Annotated in this window: 21 protein-coding genes and 1 tRNA gene; 15 read left to right on the top strand and 7 right to left on the bottom strand. The window is 55.9% G+C overall.

Going from position 1 to position 22,146, the window contains the following annotated elements; genetic code table 11:
* The 7 genes from B3K78_RS16315 to B3K78_RS16285 form a co-directional block, all read right to left on the bottom strand.
* Positions 1-76 (bottom strand) — tRNA-Phe (locus tag B3K78_RS16315).
* A 155-nt stretch (positions 77-231) separates the two neighbouring features.
* On the bottom strand, positions 232-882 hold the full coding sequence (locus tag B3K78_RS16310) for an antibiotic biosynthesis monooxygenase (RefSeq protein ID WP_286696281.1): 651 nt from the start codon (positions 880-882) through the stop codon (positions 232-234).
* Positions 883-976: 94 nt separating this feature from the next.
* Positions 977-2,299 (bottom strand): DUF1329 domain-containing protein, encoded by a 1,323-nt coding sequence (locus B3K78_RS16305; RefSeq protein WP_286696280.1) that lies wholly within the window; start codon positions 2,297-2,299, stop codon positions 977-979.
* Positions 2,300-2,317: 18 nt separating this feature from the next.
* Positions 2,318-4,246, bottom strand: coding sequence for a DUF1302 family protein (locus B3K78_RS16300; protein WP_286696279.1), 1,929 nt, complete (start codon positions 4,244-4,246; stop codon positions 2,318-2,320).
* 56 nt (positions 4,247-4,302) lie between these two features.
* Entirely contained in the window at positions 4,303-6,729 is a 2,427-nt protein-coding gene (locus tag B3K78_RS16295; protein WP_286696278.1) for an efflux RND transporter permease subunit, read from the bottom strand.
* 15 nt (positions 6,730-6,744) lie between these two features.
* Positions 6,745-7,734: a WD40/YVTN/BNR-like repeat-containing protein gene (locus tag B3K78_RS16290; RefSeq protein WP_286696277.1), complete on the bottom strand. Its 990-nt coding sequence runs from the start codon at positions 7,732-7,734 to the stop codon at positions 6,745-6,747.
* A 253-nt stretch (positions 7,735-7,987) separates the two neighbouring features.
* Complete coding sequence (locus B3K78_RS16285) at positions 7,988-9,682, bottom strand: sigma-54-dependent Fis family transcriptional regulator (RefSeq protein WP_286696276.1); 1,695 nt, start codon at positions 9,680-9,682, stop codon at positions 7,988-7,990.
* Between the two features lie 355 nt (positions 9,683-10,037).
* Here B3K78_RS16285 and B3K78_RS16280 point away from each other — a divergent pair, with 355 nt between their 5' ends.
* The 15 genes from B3K78_RS16280 to thmT all read left to right on the top strand — a co-directional run bounded on the left by B3K78_RS16280 (position 10,038) and on the right by thmT (position 22,108).
* Complete coding sequence (locus B3K78_RS16280) at positions 10,038-10,295, top strand: phenol hydroxylase subunit (protein WP_286696275.1); 258 nt, start codon at positions 10,038-10,040, stop codon at positions 10,293-10,295.
* A gap of 61 nt (positions 10,296-10,356) precedes the next feature.
* Positions 10,357-11,358: an aromatic/alkene monooxygenase hydroxylase subunit beta gene (locus tag B3K78_RS16275; RefSeq protein WP_286696274.1), complete on the top strand. Its 1,002-nt coding sequence runs from the start codon at positions 10,357-10,359 to the stop codon at positions 11,356-11,358.
* Positions 11,355-11,624 (top strand): MmoB/DmpM family protein, encoded by a 270-nt coding sequence (locus tag B3K78_RS16270; RefSeq protein WP_286696273.1) that lies wholly within the window; start codon positions 11,355-11,357, stop codon positions 11,622-11,624. The genes B3K78_RS16275 and B3K78_RS16270 overlap by 4 nt, the downstream gene beginning before the upstream one ends.
* 14 nt (positions 11,625-11,638) lie before the next feature.
* Entirely contained in the window at positions 11,639-13,189 is a 1,551-nt protein-coding gene (locus B3K78_RS16265) for an aromatic/alkene/methane monooxygenase hydroxylase/oxygenase subunit alpha (protein ID WP_286696272.1), read from the top strand.
* Positions 13,190-13,258: 69 nt separating this feature from the next.
* On the top strand, positions 13,259-13,618 hold the full coding sequence (locus B3K78_RS16260) for a phenol hydroxylase subunit P4 (protein ID WP_286696271.1): 360 nt from the start codon (positions 13,259-13,261) through the stop codon (positions 13,616-13,618).
* A gap of 10 nt (positions 13,619-13,628) precedes the next feature.
* Positions 13,629-14,690 (top strand): NADH:ubiquinone reductase (Na(+)-transporting) subunit F, encoded by a 1,062-nt coding sequence (locus tag B3K78_RS16255; protein ID WP_286696270.1) that lies wholly within the window; start codon positions 13,629-13,631, stop codon positions 14,688-14,690.
* A 10-nt stretch (positions 14,691-14,700) separates the two neighbouring features.
* Complete coding sequence (locus B3K78_RS16250; protein WP_286696269.1) at positions 14,701-14,985, top strand: 2Fe-2S iron-sulfur cluster-binding protein; 285 nt, start codon at positions 14,701-14,703, stop codon at positions 14,983-14,985.
* A 53-nt stretch (positions 14,986-15,038) separates the two neighbouring features.
* Entirely contained in the window at positions 15,039-15,962 is a 924-nt protein-coding gene (locus B3K78_RS16245) for a catechol 2,3-dioxygenase (RefSeq protein ID WP_286696268.1), read from the top strand.
* Positions 15,963-15,990: 28 nt separating this feature from the next.
* A complete protein-coding gene (locus B3K78_RS16240) occupies positions 15,991-17,451 on the top strand; it encodes a 2-hydroxymuconic semialdehyde dehydrogenase (protein WP_286696267.1) in 1,461 nt (486 codons plus the stop codon).
* Between the two features lie 7 nt (positions 17,452-17,458).
* A complete protein-coding gene (locus tag B3K78_RS16235; protein ID WP_286696266.1) occupies positions 17,459-18,316 on the top strand; it encodes an alpha/beta fold hydrolase in 858 nt (285 codons plus the stop codon).
* Positions 18,316-19,101, top strand: coding sequence for a 2-oxopent-4-enoate hydratase (gene dmpE / locus B3K78_RS16230; RefSeq protein ID WP_286696265.1), 786 nt, complete (start codon positions 18,316-18,318; stop codon positions 19,099-19,101). The genes B3K78_RS16235 and dmpE overlap by 1 nt, the downstream gene beginning before the upstream one ends.
* A gap of 29 nt (positions 19,102-19,130) precedes the next feature.
* The gene (locus B3K78_RS16225) at positions 19,131-20,066 is read left to right on the top strand and encodes an acetaldehyde dehydrogenase (acetylating) (RefSeq protein ID WP_286696264.1); all 936 of its coding nucleotides are present in this window, start codon (positions 19,131-19,133) and stop codon (positions 20,064-20,066) included.
* Between the two features lie 12 nt (positions 20,067-20,078).
* The gene (dmpG, locus tag B3K78_RS16220; RefSeq protein WP_286696263.1) at positions 20,079-21,107 is read left to right on the top strand and encodes a 4-hydroxy-2-oxovalerate aldolase; all 1,029 of its coding nucleotides are present in this window, start codon (positions 20,079-20,081) and stop codon (positions 21,105-21,107) included.
* A gap of 3 nt (positions 21,108-21,110) precedes the next feature.
* Entirely contained in the window at positions 21,111-21,905 is a 795-nt protein-coding gene (gene dmpH / locus B3K78_RS16215; protein ID WP_286696262.1) for a 2-oxo-3-hexenedioate decarboxylase, read from the top strand.
* 11 nt (positions 21,906-21,916) lie between these two features.
* Positions 21,917-22,108, top strand: a complete 192-nt coding sequence (gene thmT, locus B3K78_RS16210; protein WP_286696261.1) for a 2-hydroxymuconate tautomerase — start codon at positions 21,917-21,919, stop codon at positions 22,106-22,108.
* Positions 22,109-22,146: the final 38 nt, after the last annotated feature.

Raw genomic sequence — 22,146 nt, 5'->3', positions numbered from 1 at the left:
TGGTGCCCAGAGGCGGAATCGAACCACCGACACGAGGATTTTCAATCCACTGCTCTACCGACTGAGCTATCTGGGCGTAGGCGAGGTCACTGATGTACTTCGCAAGAGGCGCGTATTAAACCTGTTCCGATTCGGTGAGTCAAGTCCTTGAAAACAGTAAGTTAGCTTGTATTGGTGTGGAGGGGTGTTGGTCGGCCTTTTTCATGCCTTGTCGGGGTTGAGTGCGCGCTTTCATCGGGTATTGGTGTTCGATTTTGGGTAAAGCCAGCGCGAGAACCAGCGCGTCATGCGGGGCATTAGCACGTAGCTCATCAGTAGCATTACGGTGGCGGTGACAATGAGTGTGCGCAGGGGGAGCGGCAGGGTGGCGAGCCAGTCGCCCAGCAGGAAGAAGATGGCGGTGACGGCCGGGTAGAGTGCCAGCCAGCTGACGAAGGTCATCTTGTAACGCGGTGGCGGCAGCACGGGGTTGTGCCCCGGCAGGGTAAACCAGGTGACAATGCCCTCGGTGATTTCCCGTTCGCTCGGCGTGACGAGGAGCTGTTCAATTTCCTGCAGCAGGTCCAGCCTGCGTGGGGACTGCTCCCAGTGGGAGAGAGTGGCTGGGTCGCTGAATTTGAAGACGATGCGGTATTCCGGATCGTCGGCGGAAGCGGGGCGAAACATGGTGGCGCCAAGGTAGCCGGGGAAGTGGCTGGCGCGACTGGTCATTTCGTTGCTGAGGGCTTCAAATTCCTGTTCTTTGCCGTGTTTAACGCGGCGGGAGATCACCACGGTGAGTGCCTGACTTTGGTCGGTCGTTGTTTCTTGCGGCATTCTGACGGCCTCGTTGTTGTCGAAAAAAAGGGGGCTGCGCAATGCAGCCCCAAGGAGCGAGAGCATGGTGACTCTCAGCGGGGTCGATAAGAGGGCTTATCGACGACAGACCCGCTAATGCCGCTGCGCAACGTCCCGAAGCGCAGCGACAGGGACGCCATTAGCTGCCGGTAGCGCGCAGGTGTTGAACGCTAAACATGCTGGCGGGTGAGAGCGAGGGATCCACTTGGCCTTTGAATTGCCCGGTGGTGCAGTGACTGGCTTGCACGTCGATCATGCTGAAGCTGTCGTCGATCGAAACGCCACTGCCTTTGTTTTGCGGCAGGTGATGGTCGGGGTGGGCCTGGCCGATGGTGAAGGTCTTCCACAGGCTGCCCTTGCGGTCGTAGGACACGGTGCGCGGAATCGTGAAGGTTTGTGCATCCATAAAGTGAATACGCTTCGAAAGAGGGTGCCCCTCGTCGACCGGGGTGGCTTCCACTTCGTACACTTTGCGCAGCTGCCAGGTGATGTTTGGGAAGCAGCCGCCCTTGCCGCTGAAGGCGACCACTTGGTAGCCGTCATCATCGCTATGGGTTTCGCTGTCCAGCTGCAGGGCATTGTGGTTGTAGAACGGCATTAACATGTAGCGGGTGCCTTTGTACTTCCAGTTCATGTCGGAGATGCGCCCGTTATAGCCTTCGAAGTCTTCGATCATTAGGTCGGAGCCGAGGAAGGCATCGGTAACCTGGCCGGTAGCGAGGCGGCGAACGCGTCTCTGAAAGCCGAGGTACAACCACGAGTTATCACGCTTGAGGTCGTCGGCAGCGCGATGGATCAACAACTGCGTGTTGCGCACATCATAGGGGTCTAGCACCTGCACATAGATTGCGCGGAACAGGTCTGACGGGTTCGGCGTAATTTCGGGGGTGGGTTGCTGGTTAACGCGACCTTTAAAGTTCAAGAAATGGAAATTGAATTTAATGGTGCGCTCCACCGCTGCGGTATTCATGTCGCGGTACTTCCAGTAGAAGGGGTAGATCGCGGCGCTGTCGCCCCAGTTGTAGCCGTATTTGTAGTTCCACGCCAGCTTTTCACCCGCGCGTGGGTCGTCGGCCTTGGGCTCCTCCGGGAAGGGGCGGCCGGCGTGCCAGCCGCTGATTTCACCCACTTTCTCGCCGAGCGTTACCTTGCCGAGTGACGCGCGGGTGGCGTCAATATAGCTGCTATGCAGGTCGAAGGAGGTGGTCTCGCCTACGGTTATGGTTGTCCAGCCTTGCTCGACAAAATGGAGAAAAGCGGGGTCGAGCAGGTCTTTAAACTGGGCAACATTGTCCTTGTTAATGACAGTGCCAGCGCTAAGGCCTGGGTGGCTGGGCAGTGACTCCTTGTAAGGGTGGAAGGAGTTGTTGATCAGCGCATCATTGGCCATTGCGTTGCCCGCCAGCAGGCAGGCCGCGCAGCTGGTAAGCACGGTGCGTTTTAAACGTTGATAGTTAAACATGGTGTGTCCTCTCTATTATTAGAAGCTGTAGCGAACAGTCAGTTGGAATTCATCTTCTTCTTGGGCCATGCCGATTGGGCCAGCGCGGAAGCGCCCCAGTGGCTCGTAGCCACCCAGGCCTGCCGTCTCGCCCGCAGGTTGGCCGGGGTAGGCTTCTGTAAATGGTGCCCAGGGGTTACAGGTTCGGCAGTCGTCAAACTTCTGAGCGCCTTCGCCAACTTTGACGTTGAAGCCAGCAGTGAGGCGGAGTTGGTCATTCACCAACCACTCAATGCTGGGGGCAATGGTGGAAGAGCCTGCGCGAATATCGTGCGCCGCAATGATCTGTGGGCTGAGGCGGTCGTTCATCCACCAGCCTTTAATCAGCAGTGTTGCGGTCCAGTTTTGCTCCCAGTCGGGAATACCTGCTTCACCATACAAGCGGTGCTCGCTCTCGTGGTCGAGGATGTGCTGACCAAAGATCTGTCCTGAGAACAGAAATGCTCGGCGCTCGTTGAGGAAGGGAATGAAGATATTTTTATCCGCACCCAGTACGTAGCGCAGCACATCTGACTCTGAGTACAGTTCGCTGCGTAGCGTATTGGCAAATTCTTCACCGCTGGTGTGGGCCACTTCGGCGCGAATTACGGTGTCTATGCTCTGGGCGTAATAGTCCAGCGAGCCGCCCAACAGCGTGACGCGGGGGAAGTGAATATCGAAGGCGATCAATGATGGCCATACGCCAACCTGCCCGGTGAAACCGTTTTCGGCGGGGATGCCGCCGCGCAGGGAGGGAAGCTGTGAGCGGAAGTTAAGGGCGTTGAGTGAGAAGCCCAAATCGCCGTACACCCCTTCGAATTTCAGGCCGACTTGGGTGTTGGACAAGCTCCAGCTGGGCATGTGGGCTTTGCGAATACCGATCTGGCCAGGGCCGAAGTCGGTGGCAACACCGCCGTTGGGGTCGGCGCCAGCGAAGTTGGCAACGGTGCCGCCATTTTCCCAAAGGTTGTTCATGCCGCGGAAGAAACAGCCCGCATCGAGAATAACGTTGGGCTGGCCGCACTGACCAATATCGTGTGGGCGGAACTTATCGAAGTTCCAAACCAACTGAACGTTTAGGTCGTCAAAGGCGAAACCGTCGAACATTTCGGTTGGGCCCATGCGGTAGTCGGTTTTTAATATCCACATGGGGATGCGAATATCTTCCAGCTCGTCGTAGATATTATTGCGCGAGTAATCAACGGGGTTGATAACATCTAGCACGCGAAATAAGTCTGTTCTTCCCCAGATGACTTGCTGCTTACCAAGGCGGGTGCTGAGGATGTCGCCATTGTCGAAGCTCAAGTCAAAGTCGACGTAGAGTTCGCGAATAAAGTCATAGCGATCGTTGAATTCCTGGTAGCGCAGCTCGTCGCGGTCTTTGTCCAGGTAGTCATCAATACAGCCGCGACTGTCTACATCGCAGGGGCGAACAGGAACGCCAAAGGCGACGCCCCCATTTTGCTTGTGCAAGTGCTCGCCGAGTACCACCATGCCGTCGTTGGGGTTGCGGTTATTGTCGAACTCCAGCGTTGCCCCCGGCGGAAGCGGCGTATTCGAGGTGGAGAGACCGTCGCCATGATCAACGTAGCCGCGCACGGCATCCTGAAGACGAATTGGGCCACCCGCATTTTTGCCGTATTCGTCGTCATTCAGGTCGTAGACGCCGTCATAGCTGCCGCGAAATGTGGCGTTGATGCTGACATTGCTGAAGCTGCCAACATCACCAAACAGCTTCTCTGCTTCCAGTTGTACGGTATTGCGAAACTTCGACAGTCCCACACCGTCGCGAACAAAGGTCGCGTTCTCGTAGAAGCCGGCGATATGCGTACTATCGTCGGCTTGCACAGTGCCTCCCACCATTGATATGCCAGCGGCGCCACTGAGAGCAGCACACCAGAATCGCAGGCCTTTTATTGTTTTTTTCATAGCAGATCCTCGTTGTAGAGCGAAAGAGGTGCCGGGTGTCGACCACCCGGTACCCACTAGGTTTGAGAAACGCCGAGGGCGTTTTCCACAGAATTTGCGGTTGTTGAATCCGCGTGGAGCACACCGTCTTCGTCGGCATACACGGCGGTAATAAAGCGGGGTTTGAAGCGCAGCACCCAGGAAGGAACAAGCAGCATGGCGGTAATGCCGTTAATGACGATCATCACGCAAAGCAGCAGCGCGGAGTCCGATTGAAAACGCAGGTCGGAGAAGATCACCCACATGACAATGCCTGCCATTAGCGTTAATGCAGTAAAGCTAATAGCCATGCCGGTGGTGGAGATTGCTCGCTGTACGGACTGGGCCAGGTTCTGGCACTTGGCCATTTCCTCGCGAATTCTATCCATCATGTAGATGGAGTAGTCGATGCCCACGCCGATACCCACCGCGATTACCGGCACGGTGTTGATGTCGATATTCAGCCCGGACAATCCCATGTAGGCGTAGGTGAGGGTGGTGGCAAATAACATTGCCAGCAGCATCATCACACCGGCGTGCCAGGAGGTATAAAACAGCGTGACGAAGGCAAAGATGAGTAAGAACACCAGCGGCAGTACGATCAGGTTGGTCTGGTAGGCCGACTCATTCATGGCCGCGGCAACGCCCAGGGTGCCCCCGGCGAGCTTGATGGTAAGGCCCTCGACGTCATTGCCGTGCTGGGCGATCCACTCCTTGGCCATATGAATGGCGCGACGTATGGTTTCGCCCTGGCGGTCCTTGTAATAGAAGACCAGGTTCGCCACTTGGTCGTCGGTGTTGTTAAATTCGTCCAGTGCGCCGGGGATGGGGCTGGAGGCCATATAGGTGAACATCAAGCCGCCGACGTAGCGTTCATCGTGGGGGATCTGATACCAACGGGGGTCGTTGTTATGCATCAGGCGATTCACCTGCTTGATCAGATCGGGCAAGCCTTTCGCGCCGCCGACGCCCGGGTCGGTGAGCATATGGGCTTGAAAGTCAGCCAGTGCCTTCAGAACATCGGGGCGTTTTAATCCGCCTTTTTTATCTGTCTCGGCGATGACATAGAGTTCTTCCGAACCGGGGAAGCGCTCGTTCACCACGCGAGAGGAAACGTTGTAGTCGTGGTCGGGGTAGAGAATCGGCGAGCCCGGTTCGGAGTCGCCAATTTGAACCTGGGACGCGGCGGCCATGCCCAGTACAACAGCGACCGCGGCGACAAATAGCAGCTTCGTCGCATTTCCCGGCTGGCTCACAATGCGTGAGCTGCTCGCACCGATATGGCGTAAAACGGTTTCTTTCAGGCGCGGTTCGCGCGGTGTGGGTAGAATCGATAGCAGCAGGGGCACGCCCACCAACACACTGAATACCACGGTAATCGCCCAGAGTGAGGCGTAGATGCCAAGGTGGGTGTTCAGGGGGATCGATCCCACGGAAATTAACAGCAGACCGATGGCATCTGAGACCACACCCAGTGAGCCGGGGCGGAACAAGCTGTCGAAGGTGGCTTTGGCTGCCGCCGAGCCGTTGCCCAGCGTTGCCGCCTCGGCGTAGTAGCGTTCGACAAGCTGCACACCGTGGCTCATTGCCCGCGCGGCGATGAGAAACGGGATCACCAGGCCGAGCGGATCAAGGTTGTAGCCGAGCAGACTGATAATGCCCAGACCCCAGATCGTCGAGATCAGCACGCCACCCAGCGGGATCAACACGCCATAGGCTTTGCGGAAGTGAAAAATCAGCAGCGCCAGCATGGTGAGTACCGTGAAGGCAAAAATTTGCAGGATCTGGTCCATGTAGGTGTAGGCCCAGCCCACAAGTACTGGTTGGCCTGTGGCGTATAGGGTGACGCCCTGTGCCGCCACCTCATCGCGTAATTCCCGCAATTGTTTGAAGGTGTTTTCGTAGTCGAGTTGCCCTTCAATGAGCTGCGCTTTTACCAGCGCCATCTTTAAATCGGGCGCAACCAGCGGACCAAATACGCGTGGGTTAGCGCTCACATCGGCTCTCATGCTGGCTAATTGGTCGCTGCTGTAAGGGCCTTTTGTGGCGTCGAAATACGGCTGGGAGTTAATGCTGCCGACTTCTGTGAGCCAGATTTTGCGCGAGTTGCGGTGAGTCACGCTGGATACCAGGTTGTGGTTCACGCCGGGCAGGTTGTCCACCGCCTGGGTGACGCGGTCGATCAGCGCGAGCCGCTCATTGGTAAAGAGGTCGCCGTCGTCGAATTCGATGCCAACCACAAGCACATTCGCCCCGCCAAAATCGTCCTTAATACTGTTGTGCAGTTGTATGTAAGGGTGCTGTTGCGGCAGCAGGTCAGCAAAGTCGGTGTAGATTTTTAGCCCGGGAATGCGCAGGGCAAAAAACACCGTGAGCAATGCGATCAGCGCGAGCACTTTGCGCGGGTTATTGAAAATCCACAGCTCCAGCAGGTGCAGGGCGTGCGTAAATCGGTGCAGTGCCATGATAGTGTTCCTTGATTACTTATTATTGGTAGCGCTAGTTGCGGATGGTGATGTCGCGATGCGAAGCAATAGGCCCCGGCCGCCGGCGGCCACCAGCGTGTCCCCGTCGGCGGCAACAGCGCGCAAGTAAAGAGGAATGCTCGGGGTTTCCAGTGATGACCATTGCTGACCGTTGAGCGCGAGTACGGTGGCGTTATCCCCGACTGCAAACAGTCCCTGCGGACGGTGTATAAAATTAAAAATCGGGGCTTGAGTGTCTGTGCTCTGGCGCTGCCAGGAGTCGCCGCCGTCGCGGGTGTGGTAGATGAAGCCGTTTAGGCCGCCCACCCAGCCTTCGTCTGGCGAGCGGAAGTAGCTGGCATGGGGGTAGAACTCATCAGGTAAATACCCCGATACCTGCCAGTTTTTTCCGTTGTCTGCAGTGGTGAGGATCATGCCGTATTCGGCGGTGGCAACAGCGTGTTCGGAACCGAGAAATTGCAGGTTGGTGACGATGGCGTCTTCATCCAGACTGGATGTCTGCCATGTTAAACCCTGGTCGCTCGAGTGCTGGAAGGTTGTAAAGCTGCCGGCAACCCACCAGTGATTATCGCTACTGCAGGTGATGGTCATCATCTGCTCGCTGCTGGGCAGGGCGTGTTGTTGCCAGCCTTGGTCGGTGCCGTGCCAGACGTGGTTGTCAAAGGTCAGCGCCACAAAGCTATCGTCCGGACAGCTGGCAATGTCGATGAAACTGGCGTTGGTGTTCACCGCTTCGCGCTGCCAGTGTTGGCCGTGATCCTCGCTGGCGAGCAAGGTGCCGCGGTTTCCCACCAGCAGGGTCCGCTCGCTGTTGGCGGCCATGGCCTGGTAAAAGTCGGTGCGCTGTATGGCTTGCTGCGCATGCTCGTTCACAGCGTCCAGTTCCAGCGGTGCCTCACAGGCGGCAAGGAGTGCGGCGCTTAGTGCGAGACAGGTGGGTACGATAGATCGCGGGCTTACAGCTCGCGCACAATTCTGCGTCATGAATGATTACCGTCGTTGTTATTTGAAAGTATCGGCAAGGCGGTATCAGCAATGGCTATGCCATGACGCGAAAATATCTATTAACGTTATGATATATATGGATATTTATGGTTTTTTAGTGGGGGTTTTTGCCGCCGCTGGCAGGGTACTGGGCGGGGGATTTTTAACGATATGGTGAAAGAAAAACCAGCGATTGCTGAAATGCTTAATTGTTCCCGCTCACGCCGCTAGCGCGGCGAGAGAGGTGGTTGTTTTAGCCGTCCAGGCCCAGCTTTTTCAGGCGGTAGGCGAGGGCGGGGCGAGTGAGTCCCAGCAGGCGGGCTGCGCCAGAGACGTTGTTATTGGCTTGCTTCATGGCTTTCTGAATAAGCGTTGATTCGACCTCGTCCAGGCTGATTTGCCGGGTGAGGATGTCGTCTGACCAGTCACCGGTGACGGCCGACGACTGGGTGATATTGCCGCCGTCGTCCAGGCAATGGCTGGAGGCGTCACCGGTATCCGGCGGGGGCGCAGCAAATAAGAAATCCTGGCTGATGGTGTCGTTGTTATCGGTGAGAATAACGCCGCGCTCAATGACGTTTTCCAGCTCGCGGATATTGCCGGGCCAGGGGTAGCGCTTGCAGAGTTCCAGCGCTTTGTCTGACAAGCCCATGGTGCGCTTGTCGTATTCCGAGTGGAATTTGTTTAGGAAATGCTCGACCAACAGGGGGAGGTCTTCCAGGCGGTCGCGCAGCGGCGGAATCTTTACAGGAAAGACATTGAGTCGATAAAACAGGTCGGCGCGGAAACGGCCCTCGCTAACCGCCTGTTCAAGGCTTTCGTTGGTTGCCGCAATAATGCGTACGTCGACCTTTCGGGTTTGCGAATCACCGACGCGTTCCAGTTCGCCCTCTTGCAACACCCGCAGCAGGGTGGCCTGTGCGCGGGAGGTGAGCTCGACCACTTCATCCAGGAATATGGTGCCGCCGTTGGCGCGCTCAAAGCGGCCGGCTCGCGATTGATTTGCGCCGGTATACGCACCTTTTTCCACGCCAAAGAGTTCGGCTTCTATCAAGTCCGGTGGGATGGCGGCGCAGTTGACGGCAACGAACGGCTTTTCCGCGCGCTCGCTGCGCAGGTGAACACTGCGGGCGATCACTTCTTTGCCGACACCGGTTTCTCCCAATAACAGCACCGATACGCGACCCTGGGCGGCCTTGTCGATCATCTTGCAGACTTTGTTGTACGACGGACTTTGGCCGATGCCGTAATACTGTCCCTGCTGCTTTTCCAAACTGCTGCGCAGCGAACTTACCTGTGCCTGCAGGTTGTAAAGTTCTTCAACAATGGGGTCGGCTTTAAAGTAGGCGGCAAACTCTTCGGCATCGTCCCACTGCTCAGCGGGTTTGCCGACAATGACGCAGCGTTCGTCGCCGCAGCCGCGACAACTGACCTCGCGAAATATCACTTCGCGCCCCATAAACGATGAGGTATAGGCACAGGCATAGCCCAACAAGGCCCAGCACGCAGGTTCGTCCATTTGGCCAAGTTCGGTTTGGCATATCTCCACTTCGAAGGAGTCCACCCACTCAACCTCGCCGTAGAAGTCGCCGTTTTCCTGGTCAATTTCTATCTGTAGCGGAATGGCTTTTACCATGCCCTTGATGCTGTGCAGCTGCGGGCCGGCCAGAAATATATCCAGTTCGCTGCTGGTGGGGCGCAGCTTGCGTGCGAGTTCAGAGTCTCTCAGGCCCGACTGATAGCCGAGGCGCAGAAAGAAACCCTTGGCGCGCTCGATCCCCATTGTGTTGACCAGCTCGCGGCGAAAGGCTGCCAGGGCGCTGAGGTCCATCAGCAGCATGCGCTGTTCGCTCAGCCATATTTTGCCCTCCGCACTTTGGAAGCGGATTTGTTCAGTGAGATCTTTAAAGTCCTCAACGCGTAGCTGAGGTTTGTAACTGATGGTCATGCGTGAACCCCGTTATTGTAATTTTGGGGGAGGGTTGGCTGTTGCGTTAACAAACCGCTCTTGCGGGCAATCTAACACTGAATGTTAAGAGAAATTCAACCATATGATTAAATTTCCTTGTTTTTGTGGGGGAGAACAGGCAAGTGAGCAAATGCTCATTCCCCTCATGAAAATTTATCATTTGATAAAAATCGCTGCTCAGTGATCCCTTCCCTGGCGGTTGCTAATACCGTGCTTGGCTTTTATTAATTTTATTAAAAACAACCACTTAAAGTTTTTTTAACCACTTGTCAGGCTTGTGGCACAGCCGTTGCTCTTACCCCGTCAGCCGCCAATAAATACAACGAGGCAGACGATGAGCACAAACAGTCAACCTACTTTCGATCAGCTGACCCGCTATATCCGGGTAAGAAGTGATCCCTCTGACAAATTCATTGAGTTTGATTTTGCAATCGGTCATCCCGAGTTGTTCGTGGAATTAATTTTGCCGCGCGCGGCTTTCGACGAATTCTGTCGCTGCAACAACGTTGTCCATATGGATTCCGACACGATCCGCCAGATTGATGAAGACATGATCAAGTGGCGTTTCGGAGAAAAGGGCAAGCGCTACTAAGTGGCGACGCCAGATTTCCTGTAACCGACTTAACACCATAAAACCAATAACGGGACTAAACATGAGTATAGAAATCAAGACGCATTCGGTGGAACCGATTCGCCAGACATATGCCCATATCGCCCGCCGTTTTGGCGATAAACCCGCAACGCGATATCAGGAAGCCAGTTACGATATCGAGGCGAAAACCAACTTCCACTACCGCCCATTGTGGGACGATAAAAATACGCTTAACGATCCAGCGCGGACGGCGCTAAGCATGGCCGACTGGTCCGCGGTGTCTGACCCCCGCCAGTTTTACTACGGCGCCTATGTGGGCAATCGCGCAAAAATGCAGGAGGCCGCGGAGAGCTCTTTCGCTTTCTGTGACAAGCGCGATTTGCTTGCACGCCTTCCCGAAGCAACCCAGAAGCAGATTCTTCGTCTGCTCGTTCCCCTTCGCCACGTTGAGCTTGGCGCCAATATGAATAACAGCATGATCGCCGGCGATGCCACGGCGACCACGGTTGCGCAATTACATATGTATCAAGCGATGGACCGCCTGGGTATTGGCCAATACCTGTCGCGTATTGCCCTGCTGATGGACGGCAGTACCGGCCGTGGCCTGGATGAATCCAAATCCTACTGGATGGACGATGCGCTGTGGCAGCCGATGCGTCAGTTGGTGGAAGACACGCTGGTAATCAGTGACTGGTTTGAGCTGACGCTGGTTCAGAACGTGTTGCTCGACGGACTGCTGTACCCATTGGTGTACGACAAGATGGATCAATGGCTGGGCGAACACGGCGCCGAAGATGTGTCGATGCTAACGGAATTTATGCGCGACTGGTTCAAGGATTCGCAACGATGGACGAACGCGATGATGAAGACCGTTACCGCAGAAAATGAGCAAAACACTGAGCTACTGCAAAGCTGGGTTGATCGTTGGGAGCCGCGCGCTTATCAGGCGCTACTGCCATTGGCTGAGGCTACGTCGGGCACCGCTGCCCTGGATGAAACCCGTGCGCAACTCGCCGCACGACTTAAAAAATTTGGGCTGCAAAGTCAGGGAGTTTCCGCATGAGCCAGTTGGTATTTATCGCCTTTCAAGACAATGACAACGCCCGTTATCTGGTCGACGCCATTGTTGAAGACAACCCACATGCAGAGGTGCAGCACCAGCCTGCAATGATCCGTATTCAGGCAGAAAAGCGCCTGGTGATAAATCGCGAAACCGTGGAAGAGAAGATCGGTCGCGACTGGGACGTTCAGGAAATGCTGGTGGATGTGATCAGTATCGGCGGCAGCGTGGATGAAGATGACGACCACTTTATCTTGCAGTGGAATTAATCGGGAGAAGAATCATGGCAGCGAAAAATAAAAAGCTAAACCTTAAAGATAAGTATCAATACCTCACTCGCGATATGGCGTGGGAGCCTTCGTATCAGAAGAAGGAAGATATTTTCCCCGATGAGCAGTTTGAGGGAATTAAGATCACCGACTGGTCGCAGTGGGAAGATCCGTTCCGCCTGACGATGGACGCTTACTGGAAATACCAGGCGGAAAAAGAGAAAAAACTGTACGCCATTTTTGACGCCTTTGCGCAGAACAATGGCCATCAAAATATTTCTGATGCGCGTTATGTTAATGCCCTTAAGTTATTCCTAAGTGGTGTGTCGCCGCTTGAACATGCGGCGTTCCAAGGCTATGCAAAAGTAGGCCGTCAATTCAGTGGTGCCGGTGCCCGCGTTGCCTGTCAGATGCAAGCCATTGACGAATTGCGCCACTCCCAGACTCAGCAACACGCCATGAGTCACTACAATAAACACTTTAATGGCTTGCACGACGCCGCGCATATGCATGACCGCGTTTGGTTCTTGTCAGTGCCCAAGTCATTCTTCGACGATGCGCGCTCTGCGGGCCCGTTTGAGTTTTTAACCGCAATCTCATTCTCGTTTGAATACGTGCTGACCAACCTCTTGTTCGTACCCTTCATGTCGGGCGCGGCCTACAACGGTGATATGGCGACCGTAACCTTCGGCTTTTCTGCGCAGTCGGATGAAGCCCGTCATATGACGCTGGGGCTGGAGGTCATCAAATTCATACTGGAGCAGCACGAAGATAACGTGCCGATCATTCAGCAGTGGATCGATAAATGGTTCTGGCGCGGTTTCCGCCTGCTGAGCCTGGTCGGCATGATGATGGACTACATGTTGCCTAACAAAGTGATGTCTTGGGCTGAAGCCTGGGAGGTGTACTACGAGCAAAACGGTGGCGCGCTATTTAAGGATCTTGAGCGCTACGGTATTCGTCCGCCGAAATACCAGGACATCGCCAACGCTGCCAAACACCATGTTAGCCACCAAACGTGGTCGACGTTCTACCAGTACAGCCAGGCGACAAACTTCCACACGTGGATGCCCGATGAAAACGAAATGGCGTGGCTGTCGGAGAAATACCCCGATACCTTCGACAAGTATTACCGCCCGCGTTTCGAGTATCTGAATAAGGAGCAATCAGAGGGGCGTCGCTTCTATAACGCCACGCTGCCTCAGCTTTGTCAGGTTTGTCAGATACCCACCATCTTTACCGAGAAAGACGAGCCGACAAAATTCAGCATCCGCCAGACAGAATATAAAGGTGAGAGATACCACTTCTGTTCAGATGGCTGCTGCGACATCTTCAACAACGAGCCTGAGAAATATATTCAGGCCTGGCTCCCCGTTCATCAAATCTATCAGGGCAACTGCGGTGGGGCCGATGTGGAGACGGTGGTCTCTGAGTACTACCACATCAAACCGGGTGCCGATAATTTCGAGTACCTCGACTCGCCGGACTATCGTCGCTGGCTCTCTATCAAGGGACAAGCTCCCGGTAACAATAACGCGGATTCATCCGGCCAGGACGCGGCCTGATTTGGCAGCTGCCCGGTATGGAGCGATGCCGGGCAATCGCCTTTTGAAACAATAAAAATGGTGACCCCTATGAGCGTAAAAGCTAAATACGACTACACGTTTGAACCCAAGGACAAGGTCGACAACTTTCATGGTATGCAGTTGCTCTATGTTTGTTGGCCCAATCACTTACTGTTTTGCGCACCTTTTGCCTTTCTGGTGCCACCGGAGATGCCGTTCGGTGACTTTGTCGAAACGATTCTTTCACCTGCGGTCGCCGCGCACCCCGACGCTGCAAAAGCAGATTTTGCGAATGCGCAGTGGACGCTGAATGATGCGCCGTTTTCTCCGGATATGTCGGCATCGTTGAGTGAAAGTGGCATTGATCACAAAAGTATTTTGACTGTGCGCACCGACGGCCTTAATGGCATCGATGGCTCGGCTTCGTGAGGAAATTGTCATGACGCATACCGTAACCATCGAACCTATTGGTGAACAGATTGATGTCGAAGAAGGCCAGACCATTCTTCAAGCCGCGTTGCGCCAGGGTGTCTGGCTGCCCTTCGCCTGCGGCCACGGCACCTGTGCAACGTGCAAGGTGCAGGTGCTGGAGGGCGATGTCGAAGTGGGTGACGCCTCGCCCTTCGCGCTAATGGATGTAGAGCGAGACGAAGGCAAGGTATTAGCGTGCTGCGCCACCGTAGAAAGTGATGTGGTGATCGAAGCGGATATCGATGTCGATCCGGATTTTGAGGGCTACGCCGTTGAGGATTATTGCGCAACGGTTAGCCGCATTGTCGACCTGTCGCCAACGATAAAAGGCATTCACCTAAAGCTGGATCGTGGCATGACGTTTCAGGCCGGGCAGTACATCAACCTCGAACTACCGGGTGTCGATGGACCCAGAGCCTTTTCCCTTGCAAACCCGCCTAGCAAGGCCGACGAAGTGGAGCTGCATATACGTCTTGTTGAAGGCGGCGCGGCAACGGGTTACCTGCACAATCAATTAAAGGTCGGCGACGAGGTAAATCTGTCGGGCCCCTACGGACAGTTCTTTGTGCGTAATTCCCAGGACGGCGACCTGATTTTCATTGCCGGTGGCTCGGGGCTATCCAGCCCGCAGTCGATGATTCTTGAATTACTCGAGAGCAATGATTCCCGTCAGATCACGTTATTCCAGGGGGCGCGCAACCTCGACGAACTCTACAACCGCGAGTTGTTCGAGGCGCTGCAACGCGAGCATGAAAACTTTAGCTATGTACCGGCGTTAAGCGATGTCGACGAGGGGAGTGAATGGCAGGGCTTTAAGGGCTTTGTTCACGAAGCTGCCAAGGCGCATTTCGATGGGCGCTTTGCTGGCCATAAAGCTTATTTGTGCGGCCCGCCACCGATGATTGATGCGGCAATTACCGCGCTGATGCAAGGCCGGTTGTTTGAGCGAGACATCTTTATGGAACGCTTCCTAACGGCAGCTGATGGCGCCGGAGAAACCCAGCGATCCGCGTTATTTAAAAAGATCTGAGTGCAGCGCGATGAGCAATGTGTACCGGGTGGTGATGCAGCAAAGCGGCCAGTCTTTTGGCTGCCATGCACAGCAGAGTGTGCTCAAGGCGATGGAGCAAAGTGGTCTGCGCTGCGTGCCGGTGGGGTGTCGTGGCGGTGGCTGCGGCTTCTGCAAGGTCAAAGTGCTCAAAGGCGACTACGAGTGCGGAAAGATGAGCCGGCTTCATGCACCGCCCGAAGCGGTAGCAAACGGCGAGGTGCTGGCCTGCCGGGTGTTCCCGCTCTCAGATTTGATCATCGAGTGTCAGCAATAAGGGCTGTCGCTCATTAACACAGAAAAAACAATAACAGCGTTGAGGTAACAGATATGAAAAAAGGTGTAATGCGCCCAGGGCATGTTCAGATCCGTGTTCTCGATATGGATGCGGCCGTTAAACACTACACAGAATTATTGGGCTTGATTGAAACCGATCGCGACGATCAGGGCAGGGTGTACCTAAAGGCCTGGACCGAAGTGGATAAGTTTTCTGTGGTACTGCGCCCTGCCGAGGAGCCCGGCATGGATTTTATGGCATTTAAAGTCGTCGACGAGGCCAGCCTTCAACAGTTGGAGCGCGACCTCAACGACTATGGCGTAGAGGTGGAACACCTGCCGGCAGGAGAGTTAAAAGACTGTGGCCGGCGGATACGGTTTGTGTCGCCCTCGGGTCATAGTTTTGAACTGTACGCCGAGAAAAAATACCTCGGTAAATGGGGCCTGAGTGAGGTCAATCCAGAGGCGTGGCCACGCGGTTTGAAAGGCATGAAGGCGGTGCGCTTTGACCACTGCCTGCTGTATGGCCCCGAGCTGAAAGCGACCTATGACCTATTCGTCGATGTGCTCGGTTTCTACCTCGCTGAGCAGGTATTGGAACCCGATGGCAACCGTATTGCCCAGTTCCTGACCTTGTCGACCAAGGCTCACGACGTGGCGTTTATCCAGCACGAAGAGAAGGGCAAATTTCACCACGCGTCCTTCTTCCTGGAGACATGGGAAGACATCCTGCGCGCTGCGGATCTGATTTCAATGACCGATACCTCGATAGATATCGGCCCCACCCGACACGGCTTAACGCACGGCAAAACCATTTACTTTTTTGACTCATCGGGCAACCGCAACGAAGTGTTCTGCGGCGGCGACTACACCTACCCGGACCACGAGCCCGTCACATGGCAGGCCGAGCAATTGGGTAAGGCGATTTTCTATCACGACCGTCAGTTGAATGAACGTTTCCTGACCGCGCTCACCTGATCAACGCATGTAACGGGATTACGCAGCAATGAATGAAGTAAAACATTTTATTAACGGCCAGTACGTCGGCTCGGCAAACGGCCAGCTCTTCGACAATATCAATCCGGCCAATGGGCAGCTGATAAGCCGCGTTCACGAAGCGGGGCGAGGCGAAGTCGACGCCGCGGTGCAGGCGGCAAAGGCGGCACTGCAAGGTCCTTGGGGGCGCATGACGCTCGACGAGCGCACCCGGATTCTTCACAAAGTGGCCGACGGTATAAACGCGCGGTTCGATGAATTTTTGGACGCCGAATGCCGCGACACGGGCAAGCCCAAATCGCTGGCCAGCCATATAGACATTCCTCGCGGTGCCGCGAATTTCAAGGTATTTGCCGACATGGTGAAAAACGTGTCTGCGGAATCCTTCGAAATGGCCACACCCGATGGCACAGGCGCATTGAATTATGCGGTGCGCCGGCCCAAAGGCGTGATCGGGGTAATCAGCCCCTGGAACTTGCCGCTGTTACTGATGACCTGGAAGGTCGGCCCGGCCCTGGCCTGCGGCAATACGGTGGTGGTTAAGCCCTCGGAAGAAACGCCAACGACCACCGCCCTGCTGGGTGAGGTAATGAAAGAAGCCGGTGTGCCAGACGGGGTATACAACGTTGTTCACGGCTTTGGTGGCGATTCTGCGGGCGCGTTTCTTACCGAGCACCCAGACGTGGATGGCTTTACCTTCACGGGCGAGACCGCGACCGGTGAGACCATCATGCGTTCAGCGGCCAAGGGCGTGCGCGATATCTCCCTGGAGTTGGGCGGTAAAAACGCGGGCTTGGTATTCGCTGACTGCGACATGGACAAAGCGATTGAAGGCACGATGCGCTCGGCGTTTGCCAACTGTGGCCAAGTCTGTCTGGGCACGGAGCGCGTCTATGTTGAGCGCGCCATCTTCGATGAGTTTGTCTCGCGTTTGAAAGCGGCGGCCGAGAGCCTGCATATCGGCCCACCGGAAGACGAGTTGGCAAACCTCGGCCCACTGGTTAGCCACAAGCATCGCGAAAAAGTGCTCTCTTATTACCGTCAAGCTGCTGAGCAGGGTGCCACTGTGGTGACTGGCGGCGGCGTGCCCGAGATGGCCGGTGAACTCTCAGGCGGTGCCTGGGTGCAACCCACCATATGGACCGGGCTCAGTGATGACTCCAGCGTGGTTACCGAGGAAATCTTCGGGCCTTGCTGCCATATCCGCCCCTTCGACACTGAAGAAGAGGCAGTGGCCCTGGCCAATAGTCTGCCCTATGGCCTGGCCTCTGCGGTGTGGACTGAAAATGTCAGTCGAGCGCACCGCGTCGCGGGCCAAATCGAGGCCGGTATCGTTTGGGTGAATAGCTGGTTCCTGCGTGATTTGCGCACGCCGTTTGGCGGTAGCAAACAGTCGGGAATCGGCAGAGAGGGTGGGGTTCACTCTCTGGAGTTTTACACCGAAATGAAAAATGTGTGCATCAAGTTGTGAGGCTGCTATGACGGACTCAAGGACCACGCCTGAGCTGGGGCGTGAGATCGTTGCCGCGGGGTATCACACCAATGTGCACGACCTCGGTCAGGGCTTCCCCGTCCTGCTCATTCACGGCTCCGGCCCCGGGGTGACCGCGTGGGCAAACTGGCGCTTGGTCATGCCGGAGCTGGCGAAGACCCGGCGGGTGATCGCGCCGGATATGCTCGGCTTTGGGTACAGCGAAAGGCCAGCTGACGGCGAATACTCTCGCCAGCGTTGGCTTGATCACGCACTTGGCGTAATGGATGCCTTGGCGCTTGATCAGGTTGATCTGGTGGGCAATTCCTTTGGCGGTGGTTTGGCGCTGGCACTGGCTATCGCCCATCCCGAGCGCGTAAGGCGGCTGGTGCTAATGGGCTCTGTCGGCGTTCGCTTTCCTATTACGTCGGGCCTGGAGGCCGCGTGGGGGTATGAGCCGTCGTTACAGGCAATGCGTCGCCTGCTGGATGTATTTGCCTTCGACCGCAGTTTGGTCACCGATGAGCTGGCTGAATTGCGTTATCAGGCCAGCGTTCGACCGGGTTTCCATGAGTCTTTTGCGGCGATGTTTCCGCCACCGCGACAGCGTTGGGTGGATAACCTGGCGAGTGAAGAGCAAGACATTCAGCGTTTACCCCACGAGACCTTAATTATCCACGGCCGCGAAGACGAGGTGATTCCCTTGCGGGCATCGCAACGCCTGGCTGAGCTAATCGACAGAGCGCAGCTCCATGTTTTTGGTCGCTGCGGTCACTGGACACAAATTGAACACGCTGGCCGCTTTGCGCGGCTGGTCAATGATTTTCTAGATGAGGCCGGTAACGCGGCAACAGGAGGGGCTTAATGGAGCCGTCAAAAATTCAACTTTTAGGTGATGAACTCTACGAAGCGATGATAGCGCGACAAGCGGTATCACCACTTACCGCGCGTGGCGAAGACATCAGCATTGATGATGCCTATCACATCTCTCTGCGGATGCTGGAGCGTCGCCAGGCAGCGGGTGCGCGGGTTATTGGCAAGAAAATAGGGGTAACCAGTAAAGCGGTGCAGAGCATGTTGAACGTCCATCAACCGGACTTTGGTTATTTGACCGACGACATGGTGTTTAACAGCGGCGAGGTTATGCCAATTAGCGAGCGCTTGATAGCGCCGCGGGCGGAGGGCGAGATCGCCTTCATTCTGAAAAAAGATCTGATGGGCCCCAGTGTCACCAACGCCGATGTGTTGGCGGCGACCGAGTGTGTGATGCCCTGTTTTGAAATCGTCGACTCGCGAATTAAAGACTGGAATATCGCCATACAAGACACCGTGGCTGACAACGCGTCTTGCGGTCTGTTCGTGTTGGGCGAAGAAGCGGTTTCTCCGCGCAAGGTCGATCTGGTGACCTGTGGCATGGTCGTGGAAAAGAACGGCGCCATTATCAGTACCGGCGCCGGGGCAGCCGCCTTGGGCTCACCGGTAAATTGCGTCGCGTGGCTCGCCAATACCCTGGGCGAATTCGGTATTTCGCTGAAGGCTGGCGAGGTGATTTTGTCGGGCTCGTTAGTGCCATTGGAGCCGGTTCAGGCAGGCGACAGTTTGCGCGTCGACATCGGCGGCATTGGCAGTGCTTCGGTGCGCTTTGTCTAAGCCATAACGCTAACTCGTTGGGGAAAAATATGAGCAAGAAACTCAAAGTGGCGATTATTGGCTCGGGCAATATCGGCACGGACTTAATGATTAAAGTACTGCGCAAAGGGCAATACCTGGAAATGGGCGCGATGGTCGGCATCGATCCCGCTTCCGACGGTTTGGCCCGCGCCGCCCGCATGGGGGTGGCCACCACCCACGAGGGGGTGGACGGACTGGTGAAGATGCCGGAGTTTGCCGATATCGACATCGTGTTTGATGCGACCTCCGCCAAGGCCCATATGCACAATGAAGTATTTCTGCGCGGCCACAAGGAAGGCCTGAAAATTGTCGACCTCACGCCCGCAGCGATCGGGCCCTACTGCGTGCCGGTGGTGAATCTGGAGCAGCACCTGGGAGAGGGCAATGTGAACATGGTCACCTGTGGTGGCCAGGCAACAATCCCCATGGTGGCGGCGGTATCGAAGGTGGCGAAGGTGCACTACGCCGAGATTGTGGCCTCCATTTCCAGTAAATCTGCCGGGCCGGGAACGCGCGCCAATATCGACGAATTTACGGAAACCACATCGCGCGCCATCGAAGTGGTCGGCAATGCAAGCAAGGGTAAGGCGATCATCATTCTTAACCCCGCCGAGCCGCCGCTACTGATGCGCGACACGGTCTATGTGCTGTCAGAGAGCGCCGACAAGGCCGAGGTCGAGGCGTCGGTGGAGGCGATGGTTGCTGCGGTGAACAGCTATGTGCCCGGTTACCGCCTCAAGCAAAAAGTGCAGTTCGACGATATTCCCGACGACCAGCCGATGAATGTTCCCGGCCTCGGGCATTTCAGCGGGCTTAAAACCTCGATCTTTCTCGAAGTGGAGGGCGCCGCGCACTATCTGCCCGCCTATGCGGGAAATCTCGACATCATGACCTCTGCCGCACTGGGCACCGCCGAGCGCATTGCCGAGTCGCTGGTTAACTAGGGGAAGAATTCAATGACAAGTAACTCAGACAAAAAGCTGTATATCTCCGACGTGACCCTGCGAGACGGCAGCCATGCCATTCGCCACCAATACTCGATCAAAAATGTACAGGACATTGCCAGGGCGTTAGACCGGGCAAAGGTAGACAGTATCGAAGTGGCCCACGGCGATGGTTTGCAGGGCTCGAGTTTTAACTACGGCTTTGGTGCCCACACCGACCTGGAGTGGATTGAAGCGGTCGCTGAAGTAATTGAGCACGCGCAAATCGCCACCTTGCTACTGCCCGGCATCGGCACGGTTCACGATCTCGACGCTGCCTACAATGCCGGCGCCCGCATTGTGCGGGTCGCGACCCACTGCACCGAAGCGGACGTTTCCCGCCAGCACATTGAACACGCCCGCAAGCTGGGCATGGACACAGTTGGCTTTCTCATGATGAGTCATATGCAAACGCCGCAGGGCTTGGCGGAGCAGGCCAAGCTGATGGAAGACTACGGTGCCACTTGCCTGTACGTGGTGGATTCGGGCGGTGCGATGAATATGAACGACATCCGCGATCGCTTCCGTGCCCTGAAGGACGTGCTCAAGTCCGACACACAAACCGGTATTCACGCCCACCACAATCTGGCCTTGGGGGTAGCGAATTCTATCGTCGCCGTGGAAGAGGGCTGCGACCGGGTTGATGCCTCGCTGGCCGGTATGGGCGCGGGTGCGGGTAATGCGCCACTGGAGGTATGCATTGCCGCCTTCGACAAGATGGGCTGGCAGCACGGCACAGATGTGTATGCGCTGATGGATGCGGCCGACGATATTGTGCGGCCCCTGCAGGACCGCCCGGTGCGGGTCGACCGCGAAACGCTGGCACTGGGTTATGCGGGGGTTTACTCGAGCTTCCTGCGTCACTCAGAAGTGGCGGCGAAGAAATACGGCCTGAAAACCGTGGATATTTTAGTAGAGCTGGGCCGTCGCCGGATGGTGGGTGGTCAAGAAGACATGATTGTGGATGTGGCGCTGGACTTGCTCGCCGCACAAGAGGGATAAGCGATGACAAAAACACTAACTAACGACCAAGTATTGGCGCTTGCTGAGCATATCGAAAATGCTGAACTCCAAGCTCACGATATTACCAAGGTGACGAATCAGTACCCGGATATGAGCTTCGAGGATGCCTATGACGTGCAGTGGGAAATCCGCCGCCGCAAAGAGGCGCGGGGCAATAAAATCGTCGGTTTGAAAATGGGCCTAACCTCCTGGGCAAAAATGGCGCAGATGGGTGTGGAAACGCCGATTTACGGCTTTCTTGCCGACTACTTTAGCGTCGCCGACGGCGGCGTGGTAAATACCAAAGAACTGGTTCACCCCAAGATTGAAGCGGAAATTGCCTTTGTAACCAAGGCGCCACTCAAAGGCCCCGGTTGCCATATTGGCGATGTGTTGGCCGCTACCGACTTTGTGATTCCCGCTGTGGAAGTGATCGATTCGCGCTATGAGAATTTCAAATTTGACCTCATTAGCGTGGTTGCCGACAACGCGTCCTCGACCCGTTTTATTACCGGCGGGCAGATGGCTGATGTCTCTGATGTGGACCTGAAAACACTGGGCGTTGTCGTTGAGAAAAACGGTGAAATCGTTGAAGTGGGCGCTGGCGCAGCGGTGCTTGGTCACCCCGCTTCGAGCGTGGCGATGTTGGCCAACCTGCTGGCGGAGCGCGGCGAGCACATTCCCGCCGGCACCTTCATTATGACCGGTGGTATTACCGCTGCGATCGCGGTTGAGGCGGGAGACAATATCTGTGTGCGTTACCAGGGGCTTGGCTCTGTTTCGGCGCGTTTTGAATAAAGGAGGCCACCATGCCGATAGCACAACTTTATATTATTGAAGGCCGTAGCGACGAACAAAAGGAAACGTTGATTCGCGAAGTCACCGAGGCGATGTCGCGGTCATTGGATGCGCCGATGGAGCGCATCAGAGTATTGATCACTGAGATGCCAAAGCAGCACTTTGGTATTGCGGGGCAGTCGGCGAAAAAGCTGGGGCGCTGAATCAGCTCGCGGCTATCAGAGGTAAAGGGGCGTTGGCG

Source organism: Spongiibacter sp. UBA1325, from assembly GCF_002306875.1.
Lineage (GTDB): Bacteria > Pseudomonadota > Gammaproteobacteria > Pseudomonadales > Spongiibacteraceae > Spongiibacter > Spongiibacter marinus.
Note: the sequence above shows the minus strand (reverse complement) of the source record. Positions and strands in the feature narration are given on the sequence as shown.

Bases quoted from the DNA above. Each gene is read 5' to 3' on its own strand.
- B3K78_RS16295 (WP_286696278.1), bottom strand. From the start codon at position 6,729: ATGGCACTGCACCGATTTACGCACGCCCTGCACCTGCTGGAGCTGTGG.
- B3K78_RS16225 (WP_286696264.1), top strand. From the start codon at position 19,131: ATGAGCAAGAAACTCAAAGTGGCGATTATTGGCTCGGGCAATATCGGC.
- B3K78_RS16280 (WP_286696275.1), top strand. From the start codon at position 10,038: ATGAGCACAAACAGTCAACCTACTTTCGATCAGCTGACCCGCTATATC.
- B3K78_RS16285 (WP_286696276.1), bottom strand. From the start codon at position 9,682: ATGACCATCAGTTACAAACCTCAGCTACGCGTTGAGGACTTTAAAGAT.
- B3K78_RS16240 (WP_286696267.1), top strand. From the start codon at position 15,991: ATGAATGAAGTAAAACATTTTATTAACGGCCAGTACGTCGGCTCGGCA.
- dmpG (WP_286696263.1), top strand. From the start codon at position 20,079: ATGACAAGTAACTCAGACAAAAAGCTGTATATCTCCGACGTGACCCTG.
- B3K78_RS16265 (WP_286696272.1), top strand. From the start codon at position 11,639: ATGGCAGCGAAAAATAAAAAGCTAAACCTTAAAGATAAGTATCAATAC.
- dmpE (WP_286696265.1), top strand. From the start codon at position 18,316: ATGGAGCCGTCAAAAATTCAACTTTTAGGTGATGAACTCTACGAAGCG.
- B3K78_RS16235 (WP_286696266.1), top strand. From the start codon at position 17,459: ATGACGGACTCAAGGACCACGCCTGAGCTGGGGCGTGAGATCGTTGCC.
- B3K78_RS16275 (WP_286696274.1), top strand. From the start codon at position 10,357: ATGAGTATAGAAATCAAGACGCATTCGGTGGAACCGATTCGCCAGACA.
- B3K78_RS16310 (WP_286696281.1), bottom strand. From the start codon at position 882: ATGCTCTCGCTCCTTGGGGCTGCATTGCGCAGCCCCCTTTTTTTCGAC.
- thmT (WP_286696261.1), top strand. From the start codon at position 21,917: ATGCCGATAGCACAACTTTATATTATTGAAGGCCGTAGCGACGAACAA.
- B3K78_RS16305 (WP_286696280.1), bottom strand. From the start codon at position 2,299: ATGTTTAACTATCAACGTTTAAAACGCACCGTGCTTACCAGCTGCGCG.
- dmpH (WP_286696262.1), top strand. From the start codon at position 21,111: ATGACAAAAACACTAACTAACGACCAAGTATTGGCGCTTGCTGAGCAT.
- B3K78_RS16260 (WP_286696271.1), top strand. From the start codon at position 13,259: ATGAGCGTAAAAGCTAAATACGACTACACGTTTGAACCCAAGGACAAG.
- B3K78_RS16245 (WP_286696268.1), top strand. From the start codon at position 15,039: ATGAAAAAAGGTGTAATGCGCCCAGGGCATGTTCAGATCCGTGTTCTC.
- B3K78_RS16300 (WP_286696279.1), bottom strand. From the start codon at position 4,246: ATGAAAAAAACAATAAAAGGCCTGCGATTCTGGTGTGCTGCTCTCAGT.
- B3K78_RS16270 (WP_286696273.1), top strand. From the start codon at position 11,355: ATGAGCCAGTTGGTATTTATCGCCTTTCAAGACAATGACAACGCCCGT.
- B3K78_RS16250 (WP_286696269.1), top strand. From the start codon at position 14,701: ATGAGCAATGTGTACCGGGTGGTGATGCAGCAAAGCGGCCAGTCTTTT.
- B3K78_RS16290 (WP_286696277.1), bottom strand. From the start codon at position 7,734: ATGACGCAGAATTGTGCGCGAGCTGTAAGCCCGCGATCTATCGTACCC.
- B3K78_RS16255 (WP_286696270.1), top strand. From the start codon at position 13,629: ATGACGCATACCGTAACCATCGAACCTATTGGTGAACAGATTGATGTC.